Source organism: Nocardia sp. CA-128927, from assembly GCF_050955855.1.
Classification (GTDB): domain Bacteria; phylum Actinomycetota; class Actinomycetes; order Mycobacteriales; family Mycobacteriaceae; genus Nocardia.
The window spans coordinates 10,026,377-10,051,391 of sequence record NZ_CP192087.1; the positions used below are offsets into that span (position 1 = coordinate 10,026,377).

A 25,015-nucleotide genomic window follows, 5' to 3' on the forward strand; every position below is an offset into this window, starting at 1 on the left:
GTCCCCGTCGACCCGGATCGGCCGATATAGTCCGGGCATGGCTGAGCAGTTTCCGAACCGGCAGTGGGGTTCGCGCACCAATGTGATCTCCCGACTAGCAAACAAGTTCGCGGCGACCAAGCCCGGCTCCTGGCTCATCCGCAAGATCACCCCGCTGGACCGCGCGCTGCTCGAGCGCACCGACGCGAAGTACACCGTGCTCGGCCCGATCGGCGCCCCGGTGATCCTGCTGACCACCATCGGCCGCAAGTCCGGCCAGCCGCGCACCCAGCCGCTGCTCTACGTGCACGACGGCGACGTGCTTTACGTGATCGGCAGCAACTTCGGCCAGGAACGCCACCCCGCCTGGACCGCCAACCTGCTCGCCACCCCCGCCGCGACCGTTGCCATCGCGGGCCACCGCCTCCCGGTCCAGGGGACCCTGGTCGAGGCCGACGCCAAGGACGCGATCTTCGCCCGGTTCGTCGAGATCACCGGCGCCTACGCCGCCTATAAGGACCGCACCTCCCGCGACCTGCGCATCTTCGCGCTGCGCCGGACGTAACTCAGCGCTCGATCTCCGACAGGTGCGCGACGTTCGCCTGATCGTCGGGTTCGGCGCTCGGCTGGCCGGCGAACCAGGCGTCCAGGATTTCCTGGAGTTCCGCGCTGGAAGTCGAACGTAGGCTGAGCGCAAGCACATTCGCGTCGTTCCACTGACGCGCGCCTGCGGCCGTCGCGGCATCGGCGCAGAGTGCCGCGCGGATACCTGCGACCTTGTTCGCGGCGATCGAGGCGCCGGTTCCGGTCCAGCAGCAGACGATGCCCTGGTCGGCGCGGCCCTGCGCGACATCGCGGGCCGCCGCCTCGCTCGCCCAGGCCCAGTCGTCTCGTTCGGCCGCTGCCAACGCGCCGTGCAGCACCGTCTCGTGCCCGCGCCGGGCCAGCTCCTCGATCAGTTCCTGCGCCACTCCGACGCGCTCGTCCGCAGCAACTGAGATCCGCATACCCCCAGCTTAATGCCGCATCTCCGAACTATTGACAGCATACTGTCAAACATGACAGTATGCTGTCATGACCAAGAAAACAGTTCACGTTGCCGTCTACGACACCTTCGCCGACTGGGAGATCGGCGCCACCACGGCGCACATCAACCGGACGACCTGGCAGCGGGAGCCGGGCACGTGGCAGACGAAAACGGTTGGGCTGACCACAGATCCGATCACCACGCTCGGCGGGATGCGCATCGTGCCGGACATGGCGCTGGCCGATCTCACGCCGGAAGACAGCTCGATGCTGATCCTGGCGGGTGCCGATACGTGGGAAGGCGACGAGCTGATGCCGTTCGCGGCGAAGGCGCGCGAGTTCCTCGACGCGGGCGTTCCGGTCGCGGCGATCTGCGGCGCGACGCTCGGGCTGGCCAAGGAGGGTCTGCTCGACACACGCAAGCACACCAGCAATGTCCGAGAGTTCTTGCTGTACAGCGGATATGCGGGTGCCGAGAACTACGTCGAGCAGGACGCGGTGACCGACGGTGATCTGATCACGGCGGGCGGCACATCACCATTCGAATTCGCCCGCGAAGCACTCGGACGGCTCGGCGTGTACGAGCCGCACGTGCTCGACGGGTGGTACCGGCTGTATGGGCACTCCGATCCGGCGGGTTGGGCGGTGCTCGCCGAGTACGAGGAGCAGCGGTCGGGCGCGCACGTCTGATGCGGCAGAATCGCACGGCGATCCGGTCGAATGGCCGGATCGCCAGGAGGTGGAAGTGACCGGGAACGAACAGGAGCTGTTCTCGACGGCCGCCATCACGTCATTCCGTTTGAACGGCCAGTTCCTCGCGATCGCCGAGGAACTGGCGCGCCCGGCCGGGCTCACCGCGGCCTGGTGGCAGGTGCTCGGCGCGGTGCTGTCCAAACCATTGCCGGTTGCGGGCATCGCCAGGGAAATGGGTATCACCAGGCAAAGCGTGCAGCGCATCGCGGATCTGTTGGTGGACAAGGGACTTGCCGAGTACCGCCCGAACCCCGCGCACCGCCGCGCGAAGCTCGTCGCGGGCACCGACGCGGGGCGCGAAGCGGTGCGCCGGATCAATCCGCAGCACGCGGTCATCGCCAAGCGCCTCGTCGACGAACTCGGCTACGAGCAGCTCGCGGCGACCGTCGACGCGTTGACCGAACTGTCCACCGCACTCGACGCCATCACCGACCCGCAGGCCTGACGCGATCAGCCCGCGAACGGCTCCTTGGTGCGCCCGACCAGATCGGCGACGGAGTCGAGCACCAGGGTCGGCCGGTACGGATACGCCTCGACGGATGCGCGGGTGGAGATACCCGTGGTGACCAGGATGGTGCGCATGCCCGCCTCCAGTCCGGAGATGACATCGGTATCCATCCGGTCGCCGATCATCACGGTGGACTGCGAGTGCGCGCCGATCCGGCGCAGCGCCGAACGCATCATCAGCGGGTTGGGCTTGCCGATGTAGTACGGGTCGCGGCCGGTGGCGCGGGTGATCAGCGCGGCGACCGAGCCGGTCGCGGGCAGCGAGCCGTCGCGGGACGGGCCGGTCGGGTCGGGGTTGGTCGCGATGAAGCTCGCGCCCCGCTCGATCAGGCGGATCGCGGTGGTGATCGCCTCGAAGGAGTAGTTACGGGTCTCGCCGAGCACCACGTAGTCGGGGTTGCTGTCGGTGAGCACGTAGCCGATCTCGTGCAATGCCGTGGTGAGGCCGGATTCGCCGACCACATAGGCGGTTCCGTTGGGTCGCTGCTCGTCCAGGAAGGTGGCGGTGGCCAGCGCGGAGGTCCAGATCGCCTCCTCGGGGATATCGAGTCCGGTGTGGCGCAGCCTGGCCTGCAGGTCGCGCGGCGTGCGGATCGAGTTGTTGGTCAGCACCAGGAACGGGGTCTCGCTGGCGCGCAGCTCGGCGAGGAACTCATCGGCGCCGGGCACCAGTTGGTCCTCGTGCACCAGCACACCGTCCATGTCGGTCAGATAGGACAGGATCGGTTCATCAGTCACCAGACAATTGTCCGCTATCAGACACGGTTCCGGGGGTAAGTCCGCCTCGGTGCGACCCTTCGCACACCTGCGCCGACCGCTGACTATGGTCGAAGACGGCCGTATGGCGTATGTGCGGAAAGCGCCGGACAGTGCTCAAATGATCACCGAGGGGCGGGAACGTTCGCGAGCCCGCGCCGGTTGAAGCCAAGCATGACCGCAGCGCGTCTGCGGCCGACAAACGGTGTGCGGGAATGCCCGCACAGGTGTGCAGCGAAGCGACAGGAGTGGCGCACATGGGTGAGCTCAAGCTCGGATACAAGGCGTCGGCGGAGCAGTTCGGGCCGCGCGAACTGGTGGAGATCGCGGTGCTCGCCGAGGAACACGGCCTCGACAGCGCCACGGTGAGCGACCACTTCCAGCCGTGGCGGCACAAGGGCGGGCACGCGCCGTTCTCGCTGGCCTGGATGGCCGCGGTCGGCGAGCGCACCAAGCGGATCCAGCTCGGCACCTCGGTGCTCACCCCCACCTTCCGGTACAACCCGGCGGTGATCGCACAGGCCTTCGCCACCATGGGTTGTCTGTACCCCGACCGGATCATGCTGGGTGTCGGATCCGGCGAGGCGCTGAACGAGATCGCCACCGGATACAAGGGTGAATGGCCGGAATTCAAGGAGCGTTTCGCGCGGCTGCGTGAGTCGGTCGAGCTGATGCGCGCGCTGTGGACCGGCGACCGGGTCGATTTCCAGGGCGAGTACTACAACACCGTCGGCGCGTCCATCTACGACGTGCCCAAGGGCGGCATCCCTGTTTACGTCGCCGCAGGCGGACCGCTGGTCGCGCGCTATGCGGGCCGCGCTGGTGACGGCTTCATCTGCACCTCCGGCAAGGGCATGGACCTCTACACCGAGAAGCTGATGCCCGCCGTCGCCGAGGGTGCCGCAAAGGCGGGCCGCACCGTCGACGACATCGACCGGATGATCGAGATCAAGATCTCCTACGACACCGATCCCGAACTGGCACTGGAGAACACCCGCTTCTGGGCCCCGCTCTCGCTGACCCCCGAACAGAAGCACAGCATCACCGACCCGATCGAAATGGAAGCCGCCGCCGACGCTTTGCCGATCGAGCAGATCGCCAAGCGCTGGATCGTCGCCAGCGACCCCGACGAGACCGTCGACCTCATCAAGCCCTACCTCGACGCCGGCCTCAACCACCTGGTCTTCCACGCCCCCGGCCACGACCAGCGCCGCTTCCTCGACCTCTTCCAGCGCGACCTCGCCCCCCGCCTGCGCGCTCTGGGCTGACTCACAGACCCTGCACACCCCTCACAGCAGTTAGAGCTGCTGTGAGGGGTGTCGATTCTCTGTGACATCCCCAACGAACCTCTCCACAGGTGGGACTTGTCCACAATTAGGGGATTGGCGGTGCTGGTGGGAGGGCTCAGTGCCGAGGATGGTTGGCATGGATGTTCCTGTTCCCATTGCGCGGCGGGACGCGCTCGCGGGCGGTTTCACTGATCGAGAGTTGCACGGGATTGCGTGGCAGCGGGTTCGGCGCGGCTCTTATGTCACCGCCGCTTCGGGGCAGGCCATGTCTGCTGAACGTCAGCATCTGATGTTGGTGCATGCGGTGGCCGAGGCATCTAGTGCCGAGGCGGTGGTCAGTCATGTCTCGGCGGCGATCGTGCACGAATTATCTTGCTGGGCACTCTCGTTGGCGCGCGTTCATCTCATACGTGCTCGCCGCAGCGGTGGCAGGGTGACTCGGCAGGTGGCGTTGCACTCGATGCGGATTGATCCCGATGAGATCGTGCAGGTCGGGCCGCTCCGCGTCACCAGTGTGGCGCGAACCGTCATCGACCTCGCCAGGTCCGTTCCGTTCGAGCAAGCCGTCGTCGTCGGTGATCACGCGTTGCACTCCGGCAAAACAACCCGCGACGAGCTGCTCGCCGAGCTCGCACGTGCCGCGGGGCGGCCGGGTAATCCAGCGGCGCGGCGGGTGGTGGCCTTCCTCGACGGCAGGTCCGAGAGCGTCGGCGAATCGCGCAGCCGAGTAGCGTTGCGCGCCGCGCATTTCCCTGACCCCACCTTGCAAGCTCGGATCACCACCGCGACAGGCAAGATCGTCGCGCGAGTCGACTTCCTGTTCCCGGAGTTCGGTGTCATCGGCGAATTCGATGGCCTGGTGAAATACCGCGGTGCCCTTGTCGGCGATCGACCACCCGAGGACGTGGTGATCGCCGAGAAAGCCCGCGAGGACGCGCTCCGTGCCCTGGGCTGGCTCGTCGTCCGCTGGACCTGGCGCGACCTGAACTCCCCCCACAATTGGCTCGCCCGCTTAACCCGCGCCGCCGAAATCGGCCGCAGAACCGACCGAAGCGGCGGCTGGCATGTGCGCACAGACCCTCCGTACCCCGCACAGCAGCTCTAACTGCTGTGCGGGGTACGGAGGGTCTGTGCGACTCCCTAGCTCAGGGCGTGAGCGAGGTCGGCGAGGAGGTCTTCGACGTCCTCGAGGCCGACGGAGATGCGGACTACGCCGTCGGAGAGGCCGATGGTGGCTCGGCCTTCGGGGCCCATCGCGCGGTGGGTTGTGGTGGCGGGGTGGGTGATCAGGGATTTGGCGTCGCCGAGGTTGTTGGAGATGTCGACGATGCGGAGGCGGTTGAGGACTTCGAAGGCTCGCTTCTTCGCCTCGTGGGCGGGGGCGTTCAGCTCGAAGGTGACCACGGTGCCGCCCGCACTCATCTGGCTGGTGGCCAGGTCGTGCTGCGGATGTGATTCCAGGAAGGGGTATCTCACCCAGCTGACGGCTTTGTTCGTCTCCAGGAATCGGGCGATGCGCAGTGCGGATTCGGTCGAATGACGCACGCGCAGCGGCATTGTCTCCAAACCCTTGAGCAGCGTCCACGCGTTGAACGGGCTCAGCGCCGGACCGGTATGGCGCATCAGGGTTTTCACCGGACCCTCGATGTAATCCTTCGCACCGAGGATGGCGCCACCGAGTACCCGGCCCTGGCCGTCGATGTGCTTGGTGCCCGAGTAGACGACCACGTCGGCACCGAGTTCGAAACCGCGTTGCAGCAGCGGGGTGGCAAAGACGTTGTCCAGCACCACCTTCGCGCCCGCGGCGTGTGCGAGCTCGGTGACCCGGCGCACGTCGACGAGGGTCTGCATCGGATTGGCCGGTGTCTCGAAGAACACCGCCTGGGTGGGCACGGACAGTGCCTGCTCCCACTGGTCCAGATCCTCGCCGTCGACGAAGACGGTCTCGATGCCCCAGCGCGGCAGGATCTCGTTGCACACCACGAAGCAGGACCCGAACAGGCTGCGCGCGGCCACAAGTCGATCACCGGCGGCGAGCAGCGCGCCCAAAGCGGTGAATACCGCGGACATTCCGCTCGCGGTGGCGAAGCACGCCTCGGCGCCGTCGAGCAGCCGCATCCGCTCCTCGAACATGGCGACTGTCGGGTTGCCGTAACGGGAGTAGACGAAATGCTCCACGTCGCCGGTGAACGCGGCCTCCGCGGCCTCCGCGCTCTCGTAGACGAAGCCCGAGGTCAGGTACAGCGCCTCGGACGTTTCCTCGAAACCGGAGCGCCGCAACCCCCCTCGCACACCGAGTGTCGCGGGACCGACACCCTCGGGCAGCGGCTTGTCGAACGCACCACCGGTAATCACGACTGCCTCCCGCTGCGCGACCACACCCCTGGGCGCGCAAACTCCGGCCCTCCAAATGCTGACCTACAGCACGTGCAGCACGTACTCATGACTGCCGCCAAGGCAACCCGAGGGCACGCCAGCCGGTGCCGCCGCGATGTCCGTCCGCGCCGACCGGGCCTTCGAAACCCTCGAGCACGTTGTACGAGGTGCCGAACCCGGCCTGGGTCGAGGCGATCGCCGCGCCGATGGAGCGCTGGCCCGAGCGACAGAGGAAGATCACCGGGGCTTCCGGGTTGTGCCCGTCGAGCGCCGTGACCAGCTGCTCGGTGAACTCGCCGTTGCGCGTGCCGGTCGAATCGACCCACTCGATCAGCACCGTCGGGCGCTCGATCGAACTGGTGTCGGGCACACCGACGAACTTCCACTCGGCCTCGGTGCGCACATCGACCAAGACGGCTTCGGGGTTGTCCCGCAACAGATCCCAAGCCTGCTGCGGGGTGATGTCACCGGCATAACTCATCTGGACCCTCCTAGAATCCGCACTTGCCGCGCTCGGGTTTGACGCGCGGCCAGGTCGTCACCCGGAGCACCCCACCGCGGAGGAGGGTTGCCGACCAGTATTGCCGGGGCTTGACACTGGTTCTCATGACCTTCTGCTGAGATTGCCTGGACTAGGGTCGCCCTGTCAAATGGCTGCTCACGGTATGAGAATGCTCAATTACAGACCAACCATTTGCCACCGGATCGAGTCAGATTCCAGGTCGATGTCGCCTCATCGCCGTCGACTTTGGTGGTTACCGTGGCCTTCGCCCGGTCGCCATCGACCGCCGGATCGACGAGTTTCGTGATTTCCACGGTCTTTCCGCCGCCCGAACGCCCGGCGAGTGGGGAGCGTTTCGGGTCGAAGTTCTGGCAGCCCGTGCCTGGTGGGGGCACCAAGTCGGTGGTGTTGGAGCCCTCTACGAAGTTGCGCACCGCGGCGGCGATCTTGTCCGATTCTGTGACATTTTTCTCAGCGGGCGACATGGCGCCGCCGATGATGATCGCGCCGAGCACGACGACCGCGATGACGGCTGCGGCGACGAACGGTGCCACGGAACGCTTGTCGGTCTGGTCGACCTCGATGACTTCGTCCTCCGCAGGTGACTGCTGATCGCTCATATGACGATGATCCCTGGTCGACGGGGATATACGACGCTCGACCCCGACGCGGATGGGCGCGAGCGGCGAAGGTCGTTGCGCCACGCGGGTATCAACGGTGCGAGATCGGGTAACCCGGACAGAACGCGTCGGCGGCATCCATTCAGTTCACGCACCGCCTAGGGCCGCCCTACCCACCACCGATAGAATCGCGAGACTGCGGCCTGCTGTCATAGCCGCGGCTGGAGTGGCCACGAGCCGACGAACTCCAGTGTCCGCGCCGTCAGGTGCAACCAGCCAGCGCGTAACTTAGCCTAGGCTAAGGAAGACGCCGTTAATTTGTTCTCGACCATAAGGGTGCGCGTAAAAGATGACCGAACAGAGTGCAGCTAACCGCCCGCTCCGCATCGCCATCGTTGGCGCCGGACCCGCGGGGATCTACGCCGCCGACGCCCTGATGAAGTCGGATGCCGAGGTGAGCATCGACCTGTTCGAGCGCATGCCCGCGCCGTTCGGGCTGATCCGCTACGGCGTCGCGCCGGACCACCCGCGCATCAAGGGCATCATCACCGCCCTGCACAAGGTGCTCGACAAGCCGCAGGTGCGCCTGCTCGGCAACATCGACTACGGCACCGACATCACCCTCGACGACCTGCGCACGTTCTACGACGCGGTCATCTTCTCCACCGGCGCCAACGCCGACCGCGCGCTCGGCATCCCGGGCATCGGCCTGGACGGCTCCTACGGCGCGGCCGACTTCGTGTCCTGGTACGACGGTCACCCGGACGTGCCGCGCACCTGGCCGCTGGACGCGGAGAAGGTCGCCGTGCTCGGCGTCGGCAATGTCGCGCTCGACGTGGCCCGCGTGCTCGCCAAGACCGGCGACGAGCTGCTGCCGACCGAGATCCCGCCGAACGTCTACGCGGGCCTCAAGGCCAACAAGGCGCTCGAGGTGCACGTGTTCGGCCGCCGCGGCCCGGCACAGGCCAAGTTCACCCCGCTGGAACTGCGCGAGCTGGATCATTCGCCGACCATCGAGGTCATCGTCGATCCCGAGGACATCGACTACGACGAGGGCTCCGAGGCCGCGCGCAGGCACTCCAAGCAGGTCGACATGATCGCGAACACGCTCGAGCAGTGGGCCATTCGCGACGTCGGCAACCGCCCGCACAAGCTGTTCCTGCACTTCTTCGAGTCGCCCTCGGAGATCCTCGGCGACGACGGCAAGGTCGTCGGCCTGCGCACCGAGCGCACCCAGCTCGACGGCACCGGCAACGTCAAGGGCACCGGCACCTTCAAGGAATGGGACGTGCAGGCGGTCTACCGCGCCGTCGGCTACCTCTCGCAGAACCTGACCAACCTGCCGTTCGACGATCAGGCCGGCACCGTGCCCAACGAGGCGGGCCGCGTGATCGGCGACGAGAACGCCGACGGCGCCGACCGCTACGTCCCGGCCACCTACGTCACCGGCTGGATCAAGCGCGGCCCGGTCGGCCTCATCGGCCACACCAAGGGCGACGCCAACGAGACGGTGGCCTGCCTGCTCGACGACAGCGCGAACTTCACCCCGGCCGCACAGCCGGAGCTGGACGCGGTCACCGAGTTCCTGGAGGGCAAGGGCATCCCGTTCACCACCTGGCAGGGCTGGTACCGGCTGGACGCGCACGAGCGCTCGCTCGGCGAGCCCGAGGGCCGCGAGCGCGTCAAGGTGGTCGAGCGGGAAGACATGCTGCGGGCCAGCGAGCCGCACAAGGTCTGACCCGACGCGCTTGTTAGCTCCGCGACAGCAGAAAAACTCGTACTGAGGCATTCTGTACAGGTGTTCGATGCCCATCTCCACATCTTCGATCCGCGGTTCCCGCGGTTCGAGAACGAGGGCTACCTGCCCGGCTCCTTCACCATCGCCGACTATCGAAAGCGCATGTCGCGCTTCGATGTCGGCGGCGGAGCCGTGGTCAGCGGGTCCTTCCAGAGCACCGACCAGACGTATCTGAAGGCCGCCCTCGCCGAATTGGGCGAGGGCTGGGTCGGCGTCACCCGGCTCGACCTGGACGCCACCGACGACGAGATCATCGAACTGGACCGCATCGGCGTGCGCGGGCTGCGGTTCAATCTCAAGCGCGCGGCCGCCGACATCACCGGCATGACGCTGCAGGCCCTGCGCGCCCACGAGCTGGTCGGCTGGCACGTCGAGGTGTACATCGACGGTCAGATGCTCGCCTCGCTGCAACCGGTCATCTCGAAGCTTCCCGTCTTCGCCATCGACCACCTCGGCATGTCCGACGAGGGCCTGCCCTACCTGCTCGATCTGGTCGATCGCGGTGCCAAGGTCAAGGCGACGGGCTTCGGCCGGGTCGCGATGAGCGTGCCGGATACGCTGCGCCGCATCCACGCGGTCAACCCGGAAGCCCTGATGTTCGGCACCGACCTCCCCGGTACCCGCGCGGGCCGCCCGTTCCAGGACTCCGATGTCGACCTCATCTGCGACGTAGTCGGCACCGACATGTTCGCCGTCCTGGAAGACAACGCCCGCGCGTTCTACCGCCTCCCCGCCCGGGTCCGTCCCCTCCCGGACGACCCGACCCCCACACTCCCCATCTACACCACCGAGCAGCCGACCATCCCCATCCGCCGCGACACCCTCCCCAAACTCGAAGCGGCAGAAACCATTCCGCTGCCGATCATCGAGTAGCGCTGGTAGCCAACGGACTTGGGCTAGGCGACGATCGCGCCGATTACCCAGACTCCGGTGGCGAGTAACGCGCCGAGTAGTTCGATGAGCATCGACAGGCCGACGCCTTTGAGGGCGTGAACTGTTGACTGCCAGGCTTGTTGGCCGATGCGGAGGCGTTGCAGTTCGGAGAGATAGACACCGAGGACGAAGCCTACAAACAGGCCGACCACGGGGACAACGAAGAAACCGACGATGCCGAGGACCGCACCGAGGATGAGAGATCGGTTGGCGACGCCCGCGTCCTTCATCTTCCGGCCGGGCCAGGTGTATTTGATGACGCCAGAAAGCACCAGTAGCGCGGTGCTGATGGCAAAGACGGTCCAGGCGGTCGCGCCGCCGGTCATGAAGGCCCACACCGCGATCGCGCCGAAGATCAGAATCACGCCGGGCAGGATCGGAATGATGATGCCGAGCAGGCCGACCAGAATGACCAGCCCGACAACGACTTCGCCCGCAGCGCTCATGACCACACCTCGCCAGCGCTCGGCTCCATCATGCGCGGGACGCGCTCTCTCATGACTCCACCTCACCGCGCTGGCTCACCGGACGCTCCCGCGATTGTCGCGCTGCAGGGATTGTCACCTACTCGATCGGCCAGTGCACCGCGAAGGGTGCGAGAGAACGGGTCGAAGTTATTGTCATACTGTCAATACACTCCCCGGGCCGCTTCCGGGGGAGCGCCGGGGCGCCGGTGCGCTGGATCAACGACGAACCGAGGTAGGGCGTGAGCACTCCATCCACCGCCGTCAAGGGCCCGCTCGCGGGCATCAAGGTCATCGAGCTGGCCGGTATCGGCCCTGGGCCGCACGCCGCGCTGCTGCTGGCCGATCTGGGCGCCGACGTGGTGCGGATCCAGCGCGCGGGGCAGATCCCCGGCGGGTTCGACCGGCCGCAGCAGCGCGGGCGGACGATCGTCGAGGCCAACCTCAAGGACCCGGCCGATATCGAGAAGGTGCTCGGGCTGGTCGAGAAGGCGGACGTGCTGATCGAGGGCTTCCGGCCGGGCGTGACCGAACGGATGGGGCTCGGCCCGGACGACGCGCTCGCCCGCAACCCGCGGCTGGTCTACGGGCGGATGACCGGTTGGGGCCAAGAGGGCCCGCTCGCCGATCGCGCCGGGCACGACATCAACTACATCTCCATCACCGGCGTGCTGCACGCCATCGGCCGCAAGGGTGAGCGCCCGGTGCCACCGTTGAACATGGTCGGCGACTTCGGCGGCGGCTCGATGTTCCTGGTGTTCGGCCTGCTCGCCGCGCTGGTCGAGCGGCAGGCCTCCGGCAAGGGACAGGTCGTCGATGCCGCGATGGTCGATGGCGCACTTGCCCTTTCGCACATGATCTGGGGGATGCGCGGGTACGGCGCGTGGTCCGACGAGCGCGGCGTGAACCTGCTCGACACCGGAATGTCGTTCTACGACACCTACGAAACAGCCGACGGCAAGTACATGGCGGTCGGCTCGATCGAGCCGCAGTTCTACGCGCAGCTGCTCGCTGGCCTCGAGATCGATCCGGAGGGCCTGCCCTTCCAGCTCGATCCGGCCGGTCAGGAAACGCTGAAAAAGCTGTTCACGGAACGCTTCCGGGCCAAGACCCGGGACGAGTGGGCGGAGATCTTCGTCGGCACCGACGCCTGCGTCTCCCCCGTGCTCACCTTCGAGGAAGCCACGAAGAACGAACACATCGCTGCGCGCGGCTCGTTGATCGACATCGACAACATCACCCAGCACGCCCCGGCCCCGCGCTTCTCACGCACCCCGAACGGCATTCCCACCCCACCGCCGAACGAGGCGACGCCGATCGAATCCGTCTGGGCGAACTGACTTCTCGTCGCGACCGAAGGCCCTTGGCGTGCGCCCGGGGCCTTTTCGCACGTTCGGGCATGGTCAGGCCGTGATCACGGCAGGCTCCGCGTTGATCGGACGACCGCCGTCGGCCACTCCGCGGGTGACGAGCTTGGCGATCCGGGCCACCAGGGTGCGCGGGCGGCGAGGCATCAGGTGCGCGGCAGCGAAGTTCTGCGCGCCGGGTACGACGTAGCCCTTGTTGCGTTCCAGCGCGCGTAGCGCGGACTGCACAACCTGTGCGGCGCTGCCCATTCGGCCGAGGGCGGCATCGCGGGTGCCGACCGCGTCGAAGAATGCCGTCTCGGTCGGGCCGGGGCAGACGGCCAGGACCTTGATGCCGCGACCACGGTATTCGCTCCACAGCGACAGGCTGAAGTTCAGCACGAACGCCTTGCCGGAGGAGTACGTCGCGAAGTACGGCGACGGCTGGAAGGCCGCGATGGAGGCGACATTGACGATCTCGCCGCTGCCGCGCTCGAGCATGCCCGGGATCAGCCGACGGGTAAGCCCGGCCAGCGCAACGACATTGACCATCAGCTGATCCTGTTCGCGATCGACGCCGAGGTCTTCGAAGCGGCCCGCGCTGCCGAATCCAGCGTTGTTCACCAGGACATCGACCGAAAGCCCGCGTGCGGCAAGCTCATCCACCACCAGCGCGGCGGCGTCGGGCATGGTGAGGTCCTGGCCGATGACCTCGACGCGGACACCGTGCCGCTGACGCAGTTGTGTGGCAAGGGATTCCAGACGTGGTAGCGACCGAGCGAGCAGGACGAGGTCGTCGCCGCGGGCCGCCAGGGCGGCGGCGAACTCGGCGCCGATGCCGGACGAGGCGCCGGTGATGAGGGCGGTTTTGCCAGTGCTGTTCATTTCAGACTCCTTCGATGTGATGCAACATCAGAGTAGCCTTATTCTCAGTAACTGCAACTCCAATGTCGCAGTTATCTGAACAGTCGCAGCTCATGTGTAATATCTCGAGGAGATCCCATCGAACGGAGTCCCATGTCGTCCACGTCCGCGCGCCCGCTCCGCGCCGATGCCGAGCGCACCGTCCGCGCCATCCTGGACGCGGCGGAACGGGTGCTGAGCGAGAACCCCAACGCGACACTCGAGCAGATCGCCGAGGCCGCCGGGGTGGCCCGTACGACCGTGCATCGGCGCTTCGCCAATCGCGAAGATCTGGTGCGCACCATGGCGGTGGCCGCCTGGCGGCGCATCGCGACCGCGGTCGACGCCGCGCGGCCGCGCACGGCGCCGCCGCTGGTCGCGCTGCATCAGGCCACCGCGAATGTCATCGAGATCAAGTACGGGGCCTCGTACGCGCTCGATCGCGTGGACAGCACCGACCCCGAGGTGGCCGCGCTACAGGCGGACGTCTTCGCGAAATGCGATGCGGTGCTTGCCAGGGCGCGCGCGGACGGGTTCATCGCGGCCGACACCGACCTGACCTGGGTGCGACGGGTTTACCTCGCACTGACCAACGAGACGGTGCACGGCAATACCGAACTGGACGGCACCGCCGACCCGGATACCCTCGCGGGCCGCGTCATCGACACGTTGCTCGGCGGCGTGGGTACCGGCAGACGCCAGTAATCGTCGACGCCCCTTGGGGCGCAACGACATCAGTAGCAAGTGAGCGGTTGCAGCGCGTCTGCGGCACGGGGCGTCAACGCGTCGTGGGCGGCGGCGATTGCCTTGACCGCCAAACGGAGCTCGGGTTCCTGATGGGTGAACGGCAACCGGATGAACCGCTCGAACGCGCCTTGGACACCGAATCTCGGTCCGGCAGCGAGCAATACGCCATGGTTGGGCGCGGTGGCCGCCAACGCCGTGGAAACGGGGGCGGGTAGCTGCGCCCACACGGACATGCCGCCCGCGCCATAGCTGAGACGCCAATCCGGCAGCTCTTCGGCGACGGCCTCGACCAACGCGGCACGCTGCGCACGCAGCTGGTCGCGGCGGCGGTCGAGGATCGTGCCCGCGTTGGCCAGCAGGTGGACGGTGGCCAGCTGATCCATCACCGGGGTGCCGAGGTCGACCGTGGAGCGGATGCCGAGCAGCTTCGTGATCAGCGGCTGATTGGTGCGGATCCAGCCGACCCGCAGGCCGCCCCAGAACGACTTCGAGGCCGAGCCGATGGTGACGATCTCGTTGCCCTTGGCGAAGGCGGCGACCGGCGGCTGCTGCTCGCCGGAGAGGTGCAGATCGCCCATCGACTCGTCGACCACCACGGTCATCCGGGTTTCCCTGGCGATGGCGGCCAGTTCCGCGCGGCCCTCCGCGTCGAGCAGCAGGCCGGTCGGGTTGTTGAAATCGGGCACCAGATAGGCCAGCGTCGCCGCGGTTTGCCTTGCGGCACTGCGGATTCCGTCGAGATCCCAGCCCTTGTCCGGATCCTCGGGGCGCAGCGGCACCGGCACCGGCCTGGCGCCGACGTCGCGGATCGCCTCGATGGCGTTCGGATAGGTCGGGTGGTCGATGAGCACCCGGGCCGCGGGTGCGGTGAGCACGTTCAGCAGCAGGCGCAGGCCATGCTGGGCGCCGAGGGTGACCAGGATCTGGTCCGGTTCGGTGGGCAGGCCGCGCTCGGTGAAGCGGCGGGCGATCGCCTCGCGCAGCGTGAGCACGCCGACCGGATCCATGCCGTGCGTGCCCAGGTAGGTCGGAAGACCTTCCAGGGCAACCGAATACGCCTCCTGCATTTCCAGCGGCGCGGCCATCGCGGCATAGGTCATGTCGATGGTCGGCAGCTCGGACGCCGCCATCATGGCCAGGATGCTCCTGGCCGGTTTGCTGCCGTCGTGCTGCACGTCCCGCGGCAGGGCGACGGTGCTGCGCGAGCCCTGGCGGCTGATCAGGTAGCCGTTCTCGCGCAGCAGGGAGTAGGTGGAGGTGATCGTCGTGCGACTGACGCCGAGGGTGCCGGCGAGGTCACGTTCGCTGGGCAACGCGACACCGAGCGGGGCCCGCCCGTCGTGGATCAGCAGCCGAATGCCTTCGGCGAGTGCGAGATACGCCGGGCGCGCGGACCGCCGAGTCGACTCGATCTCGCCGTCCTCGTCCAGATTCCGCCACCGGCCCAGGTCGCGAGCCAAGGTGCCCGCTCCGATAACTCTCGTCGCCATAAGGTCCAGTATCGAGGGAGTGGATATTTAAAGCAAGGCCAGTCTGGGCGCAGGCTTGCAGCATGACCACATTTGCCACTCTGATCGCCGTCGCCGTCTTCGGCTACCCGATCTATCGGTACATGCCGAGGGGCGCCGAGCGGGCATTCCGGCTGGAACGATTCCACCCAAGCACCCCGATGTCCGACTGGACCTCCTCGTATTACGACGACCAGCGGCGTTATTCGGATCTGGCCGCGATCTACGGGCGCCGCGATCTGCCCGACGTGGAGCCGACCGGTGTCCAGGCATCGACCAGCGCTGCGCCGCAGGCGGTTCCGGCTGCGACGCCGAAACCGGCCGCCGCTGAATCGACCCGACAAACAGGCGAAACGCAGCTCACCGAGTACGCGTGGCGGTCGCGGCGAACCGTTGCGCACTCCGCCGGTGAGACGCGGCGGCCCGCGAAAGGGGTGCGGCGGCTGGTGACCGACACGAGCACACTCGACAGCAAGGCCAGTTGAAGAAAACTGGACTGATACTTCGAAACTTGTCGGTCCCGCCGTGCACACTGAAAGCATGAGCGCCCCCCGTTGCCTGTCCGCCGAGGCAACACTCTTCGACACCGCGATCGGCCTCTGCGCGATCGCGTGGAGCGGTGCGACCGTGATCCGGTTCCAGCTCCCCGAGGCAAACCCGGCCGCGACCCGCGCGCGCATCACGCGCCGCCGCACCGGCCTGCCGGACGACGAGGTCCGCGAAGAGTCCCCCACGGGCGCGATCGCCGAGGCCATCACCGGCATCCGCGCCCACCTGGCCGGCGAACTCGACGACCTGCGCTGGATCCCCTTGGACATCAGCGGAATTCCGGAATTCAACCGCGCGGTACTCGAGGTGACCCGCGCCATCGATCCCGGACACACCCTCACCTACGGCCAGGTGGCCGATCGCATCGGCGCGCCCGGCGCCGCCCAAGCCGTCGGACAAGCCTTGGGCCGCAACCCGATTCCCCTGATCATCCCGTGCCACCGGGTGCTCGCCGCGGACAACGCGCTGACCGGTTTCTCCGCGCCCGGCGGCGTCACCACCAAGCAGCAGCTGCTGGAAATCGAACGCACACCAGGATTCGGCGAACCAACCCTGTTCTGAGTGAGCGGTTCTCGCGCCGACACCCACGCGGTGCGCGATCCCTACGCCGCCCCGCTGCTCCTGGACGGTTTTCCGTAAATAACGTTCACGGGCTTACCAGGCACAGGACCGGCATAGTGAGCAGCATCACAGACTTCGCCGGTTCCGGTCGATCGCCAGTGCCGTCGATGAATCCACCGGCCCGGCACCGTCTGAACAGGTACAGGCACCAACGCACCGTTGGCCGACGCCCTCTTCGAAAGTGAGACTGTTGTGGAGACCGTGACCTCCGCCGACGGAACCGTGATCGCGTACGACCGCCACGAGGGCCACGCCGGAACCGTGATCCTGCTCGGCGGCGCGTTCGGCTACCGAAAGTTCCCCAAGATGGTCGAGCTGGCCGCGACACTCAACGAGCATTACGGTCTCACCGTCCTCAACTACGACCGGCGCGGGCGCGGCGACAGCACCAACGCCTCGGGCGGCTACGACGTCGAGCGCGAGATCGACGACATTGCCGCCCTGGTACAGGCGGCGGGCGGCTCGGCGATGCTGTTCGGCTGGTCCTCCGGCGCGGCCCTCGCGCTGCGCGCGGCCGGATCCGGGCGCATCCTCGGGATCACCAAGGTGGTTGCCTTCGAGCCGCCGTTCGTGGTCGACCACGAAGGCTTCGTCCCCGCCGCCGACCTGGAAACGACGCTGCACGAACTGGTCGCCGCCGACCACCGCGCCGAAACCGTTCGCTTCTACATGACCAAGGCGATGGGCATCCCGCGCACGTTCGTCTCCGTCATGCGCTTCACCCCGTTCTGGAAGAACCTGCTCGCCACCGCCAACTCGACCCCGCACGACTGGGCCATCATGCGCGACTTCATGCGCGGCGAACCACTACGCACCGAAGACTGGACCACCGTCAAAGCACAAACCCTGGTCATCGCGGGCGCCAAGAGCGACACCCTGCTCCGCAAGGGCGCAAAGGCAATAGCCGCCGTCCTCCCCGACGCCGAACTCCAGGAAATCGCCAAGCTCAGCCACAACCCCAACGTCAGCCTGCTCGCCCCCGCCGCTGGCGAATTCCTCACCGGCACATCGGAAAACCCCAACTAGCAGGCAGCACAGCCAACTCTTCGCACAGCGCCTCGCGTCTCCGCACACCGACCAACCCGCCAAGCGATATGCGCAAGGCGAAGCAGGTGTGGAAACAGGCCCCTTAGGCCGTGGCGCCGAAACCTGCGCCCGCGCTGCCGCCGAGGACGCCACCGGCAACGCCGCCGATCACTGCGGCGGGGATGCCGAGGATCGCGGCACCCGCTGCGGCGCCCACTCCCGCGCCGATAGCCGCACCGGCACCAGTGGTTGCCGCAGCGATCGGCCAGGCCGCGACGAAGGCCGCGCCTACTGCGGGCAGGGCACCTGCGCCTGCGGTGGGGATGCCTGCGGCGGCGGCTGCGATCGCGCCACCGGCGGCTGTTCCCGCGACGCCTACCGCGAAGCCGATGCCTGCTCCTACGCCCGCGCCGATGGCCGCGCCACCGGCGCCGCCGACCACGGCGGCCGGGATGCCCGCGATGGCGGCACCGGCCAGTGCGCCGCCGACCGCGCCTGCCGCGGTGGCGGCGGCGATCTTGTCGGAGCGGGTCGGGTTGATGCCGATGGAGCGGCCGCCGGTCGCGATGGCGGACTCGACGTCGGCGGCGGTGTTGTTGACGCCGTCGAGCAGCTCGTTGGGGACCTCGTCCGGGGCGGGCGCGGTGAAGTCACCGATGCGGAGGGTGCGCGGAGGCGGGGCGATCGGTGCGACGGGTTCGACCGGCTGCGGCGCGTGCAGCTGCTGGGGCTGGATCGGCGGGGCCGGTTCCGGCGTGGGGACCGGGCGGGCGTAGTTGAGGCTCTGCGAGTCGGCGGGGTCGGCCGGGGCGGGCTTCGGGCCGATGACGCCCTGCTGGTTCGGCGTGGTGACACCGGGCTGGCTCGGGCTGGTCACGCCGGGCTGGCTCGGCGCGGCCGGGCTGCTCGGGGTGGTCACGCCGGGCTGCGTCGGGGTGCCGGGATCGGCGACGGCCACGCCCGCGCAGGCGACCGCGATGGCCAGCGGGAGGGCGCCGACGATCGGGCGCATGCCGCGCCGGGTCGTCGGATTGTTCAGTTCTCGATACCGACGAGCCACGTCGAAGCACCACCATCAGGTTGGGTCAGCCAGCACGTCCCCGCGTACTGCGCGCTCGCACCCTATCCGTAGCTGATCGGATGCTGTCAAGTCGAGAAACCGACTTCACACCCGCTGACCACGCCATTCGACGTCTGCGAAATGTCCGAATTACAGCAAGTACTTTCATTCGATGTCAGTTGGAGCGCTATTAGCTGAAAGATGACCGAATCCTTGATTCAGCATCGCTTCACGCTCAACCATCAGCCCTAACTACCTCGGCCAGAACCAGATTCAGCCAATCCACGTCGCCGGGTGGCACATGGCGGCGGCAAAGCGAGAAGAGCCCACCATGGTGTGCCACTCGCGGCGCGACACGCAGGGATGTGGTCCCTGCGGACGGTCGGACGTAGTCCTTTGGCCGGAGGTCGGGCGCTACCTGCGGCGGATTCGGCGAGGTGGGGGCCGGTTGCAGAATCGATCCGCACGCACTCGCGGTCGACATCGGCAAGCTATGACGGAGGGTGGACATGGCCACAGCAGCGGCTCGTTCGTCGGACTTCGCGGATCGGGTGACCACCGAACCCGAGTCGTCGCCACCCCGGATGGCCTGGGGGCCGGTGCTCGCGGTCGCGGGTGTGGTCGGCCTGGCCTTGCTGATCGCCAGCCGGAACTACGGATACTTCTTCGACGAGGCCTATTTCGTGGTGGCCGGCCGAGATCACCTGGCGTGGGGGTACTTCGACCAGCCCGCACTGGTGCCCGCGCTGGCCGCGGCGATGAGTCACCTCGCGCCGGACTCGCTGATCATGCTGCGGCTGCCCGTCACGCTGGCGGCGGCCGCCGGGACGATCCTCACCGCGCTGATCGCGCGGGAGCTGGGCGGCGGTCGTGGTGCACAGGTGCTGGCCTCGATCGGGTACGCGCTGTCCTCGGCGGTGATCCTGTGCCATTGGCTGGCAACGTATTCGCTGGATCCGGTGTTCTGGACAGCGATCGTCTGGCTGGTCGTCCGGTGGGCCCGATTGAACGCGGCGGGACGACCCGATGATCGACTGCTGCTGTACGCGGGTCTGGTGACGGTGTTTTCGTTGCAGACGAAGTTTCTGGTGCCCGCGCTGTGGGTGGCACTCGTGCTGTGCGCGTTGGTGTTCGGGCCACGGCGATTGGCCGGACGCCCCGCGTTGTGGGTGGGCGGTGCCATTGCCGCACTGGCGACGGTCCCGAATCTGGTTTGGCAGCAACAGAATCAGTGGCCGTACACGCACATGTCCGAGGTGGTGGCCGCGGAGTTTCCCGGAGTGGGACGATTCCTGTGGGACAGCGCCGCCGGAGCGGGACTGGCAGTCGGGTTGCCGCTGTTGCTGATCGGTGTGCCCGCGCTGTTGATCAGCACGCGGTTTCGGACATACCGGTTCGCCGGTGCCGCGCTGGTCCTGGTTTTCCTTGCCTACCTGGCGAGTTCGGGTCGCTCCTACTACGCGTGTGGCTTGTACGCGCTGCCGATCGCCGCAGGCGCGGTGGTCGTGGCGTCGCTGGCCAAGCACGCCGCCCTCCGCGTGCTGATCGCGGTCGCGCTGGCGATCGGCATCGCGATGGGTGCGGCGGCCGTCCCGGTGTATCCGCGCTCCTGGGCCGAGCGCATCCCCGACACCACCCTGATGCTGACCGCGAAGGCTTTCGCCCAGTCCGACACCATGATCGGCGACCTCTCGGACGCCGTCACCGCGGCCTACCAGGGGCTCCCCGACGAAATGCGCTCCCGGACGGCGATCGTAGCCGAAAGCTATCCGTTCGCGGCCGCCGTCGACCTGCACCACGCTTCGACCGGCCTGCCCCGCGCCCACAGCGCGCACCGCGCCTACTACTACTTCGGCGCCCCACCCGAATCCGCCACCACAGTGCTGTATCTCGGCACCCCCACGCCGACCCTCACTGCCGCCTTCACCAGCTCACAGCCCGTAATCCCCGACTTGGCAACCCTTTTGGTCGACCGGACCGTCCCGTGGGACGTCCTGTGGCCACAACTACGAGCCCAGTAGGGCTTGCGGAAATCGGCGAGACCTGTTCAGTCGGTAGTTGATTCGCCCCGCATCAGCGCGCCGAGCGACTCGCGATCGGTGACGTCCATCTTGATGCAGGCCCGGTAGAGATGCCCCTCCACGGTGCGCACCGACACGGTGAGGCGGTCGGCGATCTGCCGGTTGGTCAGCCCCGCCGCAACAAGATTGGCGATCTCCCGTTCCCGACCGGTCAGCGGCAGCGGCTGCGCGGCCTGGCGCAGTGCGGGCGTGCTCGCCCCACCGCAGGCCGCGGCCAGCCGGTTGGCCGAGGCGGCGGATTCCAGCAGGCGGCGACGATCACCCGCGCGCTCGTGCGCCGACGCCGCCTGAGCAGCCGCGTCCGCCGCGGAGAGCAGGGCGCCGATCCGCTCGAATTCGACTGCGGCGGCATCGAGTCCGGGTCCATCGTGAGCGGCGAGCGCGACCGCGTGCTTGGCCTGGGCCTGCACCAGCTTGCCGTCCACCTTCGCCGCGAGGTCGGCGAGCCTGCCCGCCGCGGACTGGTCGCCGAAGCGGGCGGCGGCGTGCAGCGCCATCGCCTCGATCGCGTGCTGGTTCGAGCGGGCGGCCGCGTCGGCCGCGCTCATCGCGAGCCGGATGGCCGGGGTAACCGTGCCCTCGGCGGCGGCCTGCCAGGCACGCGCGATTTCGAGCTGCGGTTCGTAGACCGCGCTGTGCCTGCCGCCGCGCGCGGTCGCCTCCCCGATGGCCTCGGCCGCCTCGGTGAACCGGCCGAGCGCCGAATACGCCTCGGCCAGCCGGATTCTCGCGGGGAACATCCAGGCGGCGGCACCCTCGGCGGCGAGTGCCGCCAGCGCCTGCTCCAGATTCTCGATGCCGTCGAGGAAATGCCCCTGGGCCACGTCGACGGTGCCTTGCAGAATCTTCGACATGCCCCACGCCAGAAACTGGCCGGGCGCCGAATAGCCGAAATAGGATGCGGCACAACGCCTGGCGGCTTCCAAATCACCGGTCAAAATCAGCGCGAGCACCTCGGCGTGCGTCGACATGAAACGGTTGAGCCCGTCGATTTCGCTCTCCACCTCGCGCCCACGTGCCGCGTACTGCAGGGCGGCCTCACCCCTGCCCATCAGGGTCAACGCCAGCCCACCGCCGAACGAGGCCCACCAGATCGCCCACGGTGGTGCGCCTTTCACCGCCATCGCCTTCTCCGCCTCGGTGATCGCGATATCAAGTCGGTTCTCGTTGACCGCGCACGCGGAGGCGAGCCCGTCCATGGTGGCCACGATCCTCGGATGCTTGACCTTGCTGCGGACCAGGTTGAGCACCTCGTCGGCCTGATCGGCATCTCCCATGGCCCACAACAGATTCGCCACTCGGGTACCGCCCCACCGGGCCAACTGCACCTCAGTGAGCTGGTCGGGGTCGAAGCTGGCCAGCATGCGTTCGGCCTCGATCCGATGGCCCTGCCACAGCAGCGCGCGGGCCAGCAAATCGGCGGATTCCACCCCACCGCGGCGTTCCACCGCCGCCCTCGCGAAGCGTTCGCCCAGCGGCAGATTCGCCAGCCCGATGGCATCCTCGGCCGCCGCCTCGAACAACTCCAAATCAGCGGATTTGTCACTGTCCAAAGCCAATTCGGCCAGCCGGATCCGGTCGGCGGCGGAGTTGATCGGGCGTTCCTTGAGCGAGGAGTACAGCCGACCACGCAACCGACGGGCCGAGGCGATGCCGAGCCTGCGCCGGATCACCTCGCCGAACAGCGGATGGTTGTAGCGCACGATCAGCTGGTGCGAATTCTCGACAACCCGGATGACGCCACGGGTTTCGGCGGACTCGACCGCCTCTTCGCCCGCCAGTTCGGACAGCACGTCGAGGTCGATCGGCTCACAGAAGGTGAGCAGCTCCAGCACGTGCAGCACCTCGTCGGGCAGCTGCTCGACCCGATCCTCCAGCAGCGCAGCCAGTTCCGAGGTGACCGCCGCGCGCCCGCGCAGCTGCCACACGCCGTTCACCTGGCGCAGCGAGCCCGCCTCCAGCGCACCCTCGACCAAATGTCTTAGGAACAAGGCGTTTCCGCCGGACGACTCCCACATCAGGTTGGCGGTGAACCCCTCGAGCTGCCCGCCGAGCATCGACTCCACCAGGTCGACGCTCTGCCGCTGACTGAACGGATTCAGGTCGATGCGCAGCAGGTGGCCGTCTTTCCACAGCGAGGTCACCGCGTCGGGCACCTGTACGCCGCTGCGCACGGTGGCCACGATGTGCGCGGCCTTGTCGATGGCCAGCTGCAAGAGCAGCGTCGCGGACAACTGGTCGAGCAGATGCGCGTCGTCGACACCGATGATGGTGTGCCCGTCCGCGAGCAGCGCTTCGCGCGCCGCGGACATGAACGTCACCGGATCGTGCGCCGTATAGACGCCGACCATGTGCGCGAACACCCCGAGCGGGATGCTGCGCGCCGATTCGGTACCCGCCACCCAGCGAATGTTGCCGCCTACCGCGGCCGTCGCCTGCCTGGCCAGCGTCGTCTTGCCGACACCGGCATCGCCGGTGAGGACCGCGCCGACGTGTTCTGTGCCGGTGAGGGCCGCGCGAATCGCTTCGAACTCGGTTACGCGCTCGACCATCGGCCAGTTCCGAGCCATAACTCTTACTGTAGTTGTAACCGATCATGTAACCCAGACATCCGCGCATACCTTGCGATGTATGCGTCAACGGCCCTCCTAATGGGCCGATGTCTGCGGATTTGCTTAGGCTGCCAAGCCAATACGGCAGGCGAGGCCAGTTGTCTACATGCTGCACATGACGTTGGGCGGAACTCTGGAGCTAGCCGAGGACGTCGTGCCTGACGATGGTCTGATCACGACCCGGTCCGACGCCGATGCAGGAGATGCGGGCGCCGGACAGCTCCTCCAGCCGCAACACGTAGGCCTGCGCGTTGGCGGGCAACTCCTCGAAGGTGCGGGCCCCGGAGATGTCCTCCCACCAACCCGGCATCTCCTCGTAGATCGGCTTGGCGTGATGGAACCCGGTCTGCGTGGTCGGCATCTGCTCGACCCGCTCGCCGTCTACGTCGTAGGCAACGCAGATCGGCACCGTCTCCAGGCTGGACAGCACGTCCAGCTTGGTGAGGAAGTAGTCGGTGATGCCGTTGACGCGGGTCGCGTAGCGGGCGATGACCGCGTCGAACCAGCCGCAGCGCCGGGCGCGGCCGGTGGTGACGCCCACCTCGCCGCCGGTCTTGGCCAGGTAGGTGCCGAATTCGTCGAACAGCTCGGTCGGGAACGGACCGGAGCCGACGCGGGTGGTGTAGCACTTGAGAATGCCGAGCACCGTGTTGATCTTGTTCGGCCCGACGCCCGCGCCGACCGCCGCGCCACCCGAGGTCGGGTTGGACGACGTCACGTACGGGTAGGTGCCGTGATCCACATCGAGCAAGGTGCCCTGCGAACCCTCGAGCAGCACCGTCTCACCGTTTTCCAGCGCCACGTTCAGCTTGAGGCGAGTGTCGGCGATGCGGTGCTTGAAGCCCTCCGCCTGCGCCAGCACCTCGTCGACCACCTGCTGCGGGTCGAGCGCGCGGCGGTTGTAGATCTTCACCAGCACCTGGTTCTTGAACTCCAGCGCGGCTTCGACCTTCTGGGTGAGGATCTTCTCGTCCAGCACGTCGGCGACGCGCACGCCGACGCGGGCGACCTTGTCCTGGTAGCAGGGGCCGATGCCGCGACCGGTGGTGCCGATCTTGTTGTTGCCGAGGAAGCGTTCGGTGACCTTATCGATGGCCACGTGGTACGGCATGATCAGGTGCGCGTCCGCGGAGAGCAGCAGGCCCGACGTGTCGACACCGCGCTCCTCCAATCCGGCCAGCTCGTCGAGCAGCACGCCGGGATCGATCACGACGCCGTTGCCGATGACGTTCGTCACGCCGGGGGTGAGGATGCCGGAGGGGATGAGGTGCAGCGCGAAGTTGTCGCCGTTGGGCAGCACCACGGTGTGGCCCGCGTTGTTGCCACCCTGGTATCGGACCACCCATTGCACCCGGCCACCGAGTAGATCGGTCGCTTTGCCCTTACCCTCGTCGCCCCACTGGGCGCCGATCAGGACGATTGCCGGCATGGTTGTTTCTCCTACGGTTCGACGTGCAACACCCTGAGCGATGGCAGCCGGTGGAACCGGCGGGGGCGGGTAAACGCCCGTGTTGCAGCTACTGCCGTGTCGAGGCGGTGGCCGGGAGCACAGTCTAGTC

General features: G+C 67.5%; 24 protein-coding genes and 1 riboswitch. Of the genes, 13 read left to right on the forward strand and 11 right to left on the reverse strand.

The window, feature by feature from the left end:
* Positions 1–37: 37 nt before the first annotated feature.
* Entirely contained in the window at positions 38–544 is a 507-nt protein-coding gene (locus ACQPW1_RS46535; RefSeq protein ID WP_433660227.1) for a nitroreductase family deazaflavin-dependent oxidoreductase, read from the forward strand.
* A 1-nt stretch (position 545) separates the two neighbouring features.
* Here ACQPW1_RS46535 and ACQPW1_RS46540 read toward each other — a convergent pair whose 3' ends face one another.
* Positions 546–986 (reverse strand): RpiB/LacA/LacB family sugar-phosphate isomerase, encoded by a 441-nt coding sequence (locus ACQPW1_RS46540; RefSeq protein ID WP_433660229.1) that lies wholly within the window; start codon positions 984–986, stop codon positions 546–548.
* Positions 987–1,053: 67 nt separating this feature from the next.
* Between ACQPW1_RS46540 and ACQPW1_RS46545 the strand changes: the two genes are divergently transcribed.
* Positions 1,054–1,695 (forward strand): type 1 glutamine amidotransferase family protein, encoded by a 642-nt coding sequence (locus ACQPW1_RS46545; protein WP_433660231.1) that lies wholly within the window; start codon positions 1,054–1,056, stop codon positions 1,693–1,695.
* A gap of 55 nt (positions 1,696–1,750) precedes the next feature.
* Positions 1,751–2,203: a MarR family winged helix-turn-helix transcriptional regulator gene (locus ACQPW1_RS46550; RefSeq protein ID WP_433660232.1), complete on the forward strand. Its 453-nt coding sequence runs from the start codon at positions 1,751–1,753 to the stop codon at positions 2,201–2,203.
* Positions 2,204–2,208: 5 nt separating this feature from the next.
* On the opposite strand, the gene ACQPW1_RS46555 is transcribed toward ACQPW1_RS46550, so the two are convergent.
* Entirely contained in the window at positions 2,209–2,967 is a 759-nt protein-coding gene (locus tag ACQPW1_RS46555; RefSeq protein ID WP_433665542.1) for an HAD-IIA family hydrolase, read from the reverse strand.
* Between the two features lie 311 nt (positions 2,968–3,278).
* Between ACQPW1_RS46555 and fgd the strand changes: the two genes are divergently transcribed.
* Both fgd and ACQPW1_RS46565 read left to right on the forward strand, forming a co-directional pair.
* Entirely contained in the window at positions 3,279–4,289 is a 1,011-nt protein-coding gene (fgd, locus tag ACQPW1_RS46560; protein WP_433660234.1) for a glucose-6-phosphate dehydrogenase (coenzyme-F420), read from the forward strand.
* 157 nt (positions 4,290–4,446) lie between these two features.
* Positions 4,447–5,415 carry a hypothetical protein gene (locus ACQPW1_RS46565; protein ID WP_433660236.1) on the forward strand — a complete coding sequence of 323 codons (969 nt, stop codon included), beginning with the start codon at positions 4,447–4,449 and terminating at the stop codon, positions 5,413–5,415.
* Between the two features lie 35 nt (positions 5,416–5,450).
* Here ACQPW1_RS46565 and ACQPW1_RS46570 read toward each other — a convergent pair whose 3' ends face one another.
* From ACQPW1_RS46570 to ACQPW1_RS46580, 3 genes are all read right to left on the reverse strand, one after another.
* Positions 5,451–6,665 carry an O-succinylhomoserine sulfhydrylase gene (locus tag ACQPW1_RS46570; protein ID WP_433660238.1) on the reverse strand — a complete coding sequence of 405 codons (1,215 nt, stop codon included), beginning with the start codon at positions 6,663–6,665 and terminating at the stop codon, positions 5,451–5,453.
* A gap of 85 nt (positions 6,666–6,750) precedes the next feature.
* A complete protein-coding gene (locus tag ACQPW1_RS46575) occupies positions 6,751–7,167 on the reverse strand; it encodes a rhodanese-like domain-containing protein (protein ID WP_379284228.1) in 417 nt (138 codons plus the stop codon).
* Between the two features lie 14 nt (positions 7,168–7,181).
* A riboswitch (SAM riboswitch) is annotated at positions 7,182–7,298 on the reverse strand.
* Positions 7,299–7,361: 63 nt separating this feature from the next.
* Positions 7,362–7,808, reverse strand: coding sequence for an Rv0361 family membrane protein (locus tag ACQPW1_RS46580; protein ID WP_433660240.1), 447 nt, complete (start codon positions 7,806–7,808; stop codon positions 7,362–7,364).
* A gap of 349 nt (positions 7,809–8,157) precedes the next feature.
* On the opposite strand from ACQPW1_RS46580, the gene ACQPW1_RS46585 reads away from it, so the two are divergent.
* Entirely contained in the window at positions 8,158–9,546 is a 1,389-nt protein-coding gene (locus ACQPW1_RS46585) for an FAD-dependent oxidoreductase (RefSeq protein WP_433660242.1), read from the forward strand.
* 60 nt (positions 9,547–9,606) lie between these two features.
* Positions 9,607–10,479, forward strand: coding sequence for an amidohydrolase family protein (locus ACQPW1_RS46590; protein WP_433660244.1), 873 nt, complete (start codon positions 9,607–9,609; stop codon positions 10,477–10,479).
* A gap of 23 nt (positions 10,480–10,502) precedes the next feature.
* Here ACQPW1_RS46590 and ACQPW1_RS46595 read toward each other — a convergent pair whose 3' ends face one another.
* Entirely contained in the window at positions 10,503–10,985 is a 483-nt protein-coding gene (locus ACQPW1_RS46595) for a DUF456 domain-containing protein (protein WP_433660245.1), read from the reverse strand.
* A gap of 260 nt (positions 10,986–11,245) precedes the next feature.
* On the opposite strand from ACQPW1_RS46595, the gene ACQPW1_RS46600 reads away from it, so the two are divergent.
* Entirely contained in the window at positions 11,246–12,343 is a 1,098-nt protein-coding gene (locus ACQPW1_RS46600; protein ID WP_433660247.1) for a CaiB/BaiF CoA transferase family protein, read from the forward strand.
* A 63-nt stretch (positions 12,344–12,406) separates the two neighbouring features.
* Here ACQPW1_RS46600 and ACQPW1_RS46605 read toward each other — a convergent pair whose 3' ends face one another.
* Entirely contained in the window at positions 12,407–13,234 is an 828-nt protein-coding gene (locus ACQPW1_RS46605) for an SDR family NAD(P)-dependent oxidoreductase (RefSeq protein WP_433660249.1), read from the reverse strand.
* Between the two features lie 132 nt (positions 13,235–13,366).
* Between ACQPW1_RS46605 and ACQPW1_RS46610 the strand changes: the two genes are divergently transcribed.
* The gene (locus ACQPW1_RS46610) at positions 13,367–13,957 is read left to right on the forward strand and encodes a TetR/AcrR family transcriptional regulator (protein ID WP_433660251.1); all 591 of its coding nucleotides are present in this window, start codon (positions 13,367–13,369) and stop codon (positions 13,955–13,957) included.
* A 29-nt stretch (positions 13,958–13,986) separates the two neighbouring features.
* On the opposite strand, the gene ACQPW1_RS46615 is transcribed toward ACQPW1_RS46610, so the two are convergent.
* Entirely contained in the window at positions 13,987–15,489 is a 1,503-nt protein-coding gene (locus tag ACQPW1_RS46615; protein WP_433660253.1) for a PLP-dependent aminotransferase family protein, read from the reverse strand.
* A gap of 62 nt (positions 15,490–15,551) precedes the next feature.
* Here ACQPW1_RS46615 and ACQPW1_RS46620 point away from each other — a divergent pair, with 62 nt between their 5' ends.
* From ACQPW1_RS46620 to ACQPW1_RS46630, 3 genes are all read left to right on the forward strand, one after another.
* Complete coding sequence (locus ACQPW1_RS46620) at positions 15,552–15,992, forward strand: hypothetical protein (RefSeq protein ID WP_433660254.1); 441 nt, start codon at positions 15,552–15,554, stop codon at positions 15,990–15,992.
* Positions 15,993–16,047: 55 nt separating this feature from the next.
* The gene (locus ACQPW1_RS46625; protein ID WP_433660256.1) at positions 16,048–16,617 is read left to right on the forward strand and encodes a methylated-DNA--[protein]-cysteine S-methyltransferase; all 570 of its coding nucleotides are present in this window, start codon (positions 16,048–16,050) and stop codon (positions 16,615–16,617) included.
* Positions 16,618–16,869: 252 nt separating this feature from the next.
* Complete coding sequence (locus ACQPW1_RS46630) at positions 16,870–17,703, forward strand: alpha/beta fold hydrolase (protein ID WP_433660258.1); 834 nt, start codon at positions 16,870–16,872, stop codon at positions 17,701–17,703.
* Positions 17,704–17,806: 103 nt separating this feature from the next.
* On the opposite strand, the gene ACQPW1_RS46635 is transcribed toward ACQPW1_RS46630, so the two are convergent.
* Positions 17,807–18,763, reverse strand: a complete 957-nt coding sequence (locus tag ACQPW1_RS46635) for a hypothetical protein (protein ID WP_433660260.1) — start codon at positions 18,761–18,763, stop codon at positions 17,807–17,809.
* Positions 18,764–19,272: 509 nt separating this feature from the next.
* Here ACQPW1_RS46635 and ACQPW1_RS46640 point away from each other — a divergent pair.
* Entirely contained in the window at positions 19,273–20,784 is a 1,512-nt protein-coding gene (locus ACQPW1_RS46640) for an ArnT family glycosyltransferase (protein WP_433660262.1), read from the forward strand.
* Between the two features lie 26 nt (positions 20,785–20,810).
* Here ACQPW1_RS46640 and ACQPW1_RS46645 read toward each other — a convergent pair whose 3' ends face one another.
* On the reverse strand, positions 20,811–23,414 hold the full coding sequence (locus tag ACQPW1_RS46645; protein WP_433660264.1) for a LuxR C-terminal-related transcriptional regulator: 2,604 nt from the start codon (positions 23,412–23,414) through the stop codon (positions 20,811–20,813).
* A 181-nt stretch (positions 23,415–23,595) separates the two neighbouring features.
* Positions 23,596–24,885, reverse strand: a complete 1,290-nt coding sequence (locus ACQPW1_RS46650; RefSeq protein ID WP_433660266.1) for an adenylosuccinate synthase — start codon at positions 24,883–24,885, stop codon at positions 23,596–23,598.
* Positions 24,886–25,015 lie beyond the last annotated feature (130 nt).

What these genes read in the sequence shown, in the direction of transcription:
- ACQPW1_RS46535 (WP_433660227.1), top strand. Translation starts at nt 38, where the DNA reads ATGGCTGAGCAGTTTCCGAACCGGCAGTGGGGTTCGCGCACCAATGTG.
- ACQPW1_RS46540 (WP_433660229.1), bottom strand. Translation starts at nt 986, where the DNA reads ATGCGGATCTCAGTTGCTGCGGACGAGCGCGTCGGAGTGGCGCAGGAA.
- ACQPW1_RS46545 (WP_433660231.1), top strand. Translation starts at nt 1,054, where the DNA reads ATGACCAAGAAAACAGTTCACGTTGCCGTCTACGACACCTTCGCCGAC.
- ACQPW1_RS46555 (WP_433665542.1), bottom strand. Translation starts at nt 2,967, where the DNA reads ATGGACGGTGTGCTGGTGCACGAGGACCAACTGGTGCCCGGCGCCGAT.
- fgd (WP_433660234.1), top strand. Translation starts at nt 3,279, where the DNA reads ATGGGTGAGCTCAAGCTCGGATACAAGGCGTCGGCGGAGCAGTTCGGG.
- ACQPW1_RS46565 (WP_433660236.1), top strand. Translation starts at nt 4,447, where the DNA reads ATGGATGTTCCTGTTCCCATTGCGCGGCGGGACGCGCTCGCGGGCGGT.
- ACQPW1_RS46575 (WP_379284228.1), bottom strand. Translation starts at nt 7,167, where the DNA reads ATGAGTTATGCCGGTGACATCACCCCGCAGCAGGCTTGGGATCTGTTG.
- ACQPW1_RS46580 (WP_433660240.1), bottom strand. Translation starts at nt 7,808, where the DNA reads ATGAGCGATCAGCAGTCACCTGCGGAGGACGAAGTCATCGAGGTCGAC.
- ACQPW1_RS46585 (WP_433660242.1), top strand. Translation starts at nt 8,158, where the DNA reads ATGACCGAACAGAGTGCAGCTAACCGCCCGCTCCGCATCGCCATCGTT.
- ACQPW1_RS46595 (WP_433660245.1), bottom strand. Translation starts at nt 10,985, where the DNA reads ATGAGCGCTGCGGGCGAAGTCGTTGTCGGGCTGGTCATTCTGGTCGGC.
- ACQPW1_RS46605 (WP_433660249.1), bottom strand. Translation starts at nt 13,234, where the DNA reads ATGAACAGCACTGGCAAAACCGCCCTCATCACCGGCGCCTCGTCCGGC.
- ACQPW1_RS46610 (WP_433660251.1), top strand. Translation starts at nt 13,367, where the DNA reads ATGTCGTCCACGTCCGCGCGCCCGCTCCGCGCCGATGCCGAGCGCACC.
- ACQPW1_RS46615 (WP_433660253.1), bottom strand. Translation starts at nt 15,489, where the DNA reads ATGGCGACGAGAGTTATCGGAGCGGGCACCTTGGCTCGCGACCTGGGC.
- ACQPW1_RS46620 (WP_433660254.1), top strand. Translation starts at nt 15,552, where the DNA reads ATGACCACATTTGCCACTCTGATCGCCGTCGCCGTCTTCGGCTACCCG.
- ACQPW1_RS46625 (WP_433660256.1), top strand. Translation starts at nt 16,048, where the DNA reads ATGAGCGCCCCCCGTTGCCTGTCCGCCGAGGCAACACTCTTCGACACC.
- ACQPW1_RS46640 (WP_433660262.1), top strand. Translation starts at nt 19,273, where the DNA reads ATGGCCACAGCAGCGGCTCGTTCGTCGGACTTCGCGGATCGGGTGACC.
- ACQPW1_RS46645 (WP_433660264.1), bottom strand. Translation starts at nt 23,414, where the DNA reads ATGGCTCGGAACTGGCCGATGGTCGAGCGCGTAACCGAGTTCGAAGCG.
- ACQPW1_RS46650 (WP_433660266.1), bottom strand. Translation starts at nt 24,885, where the DNA reads ATGCCGGCAATCGTCCTGATCGGCGCCCAGTGGGGCGACGAGGGTAAG.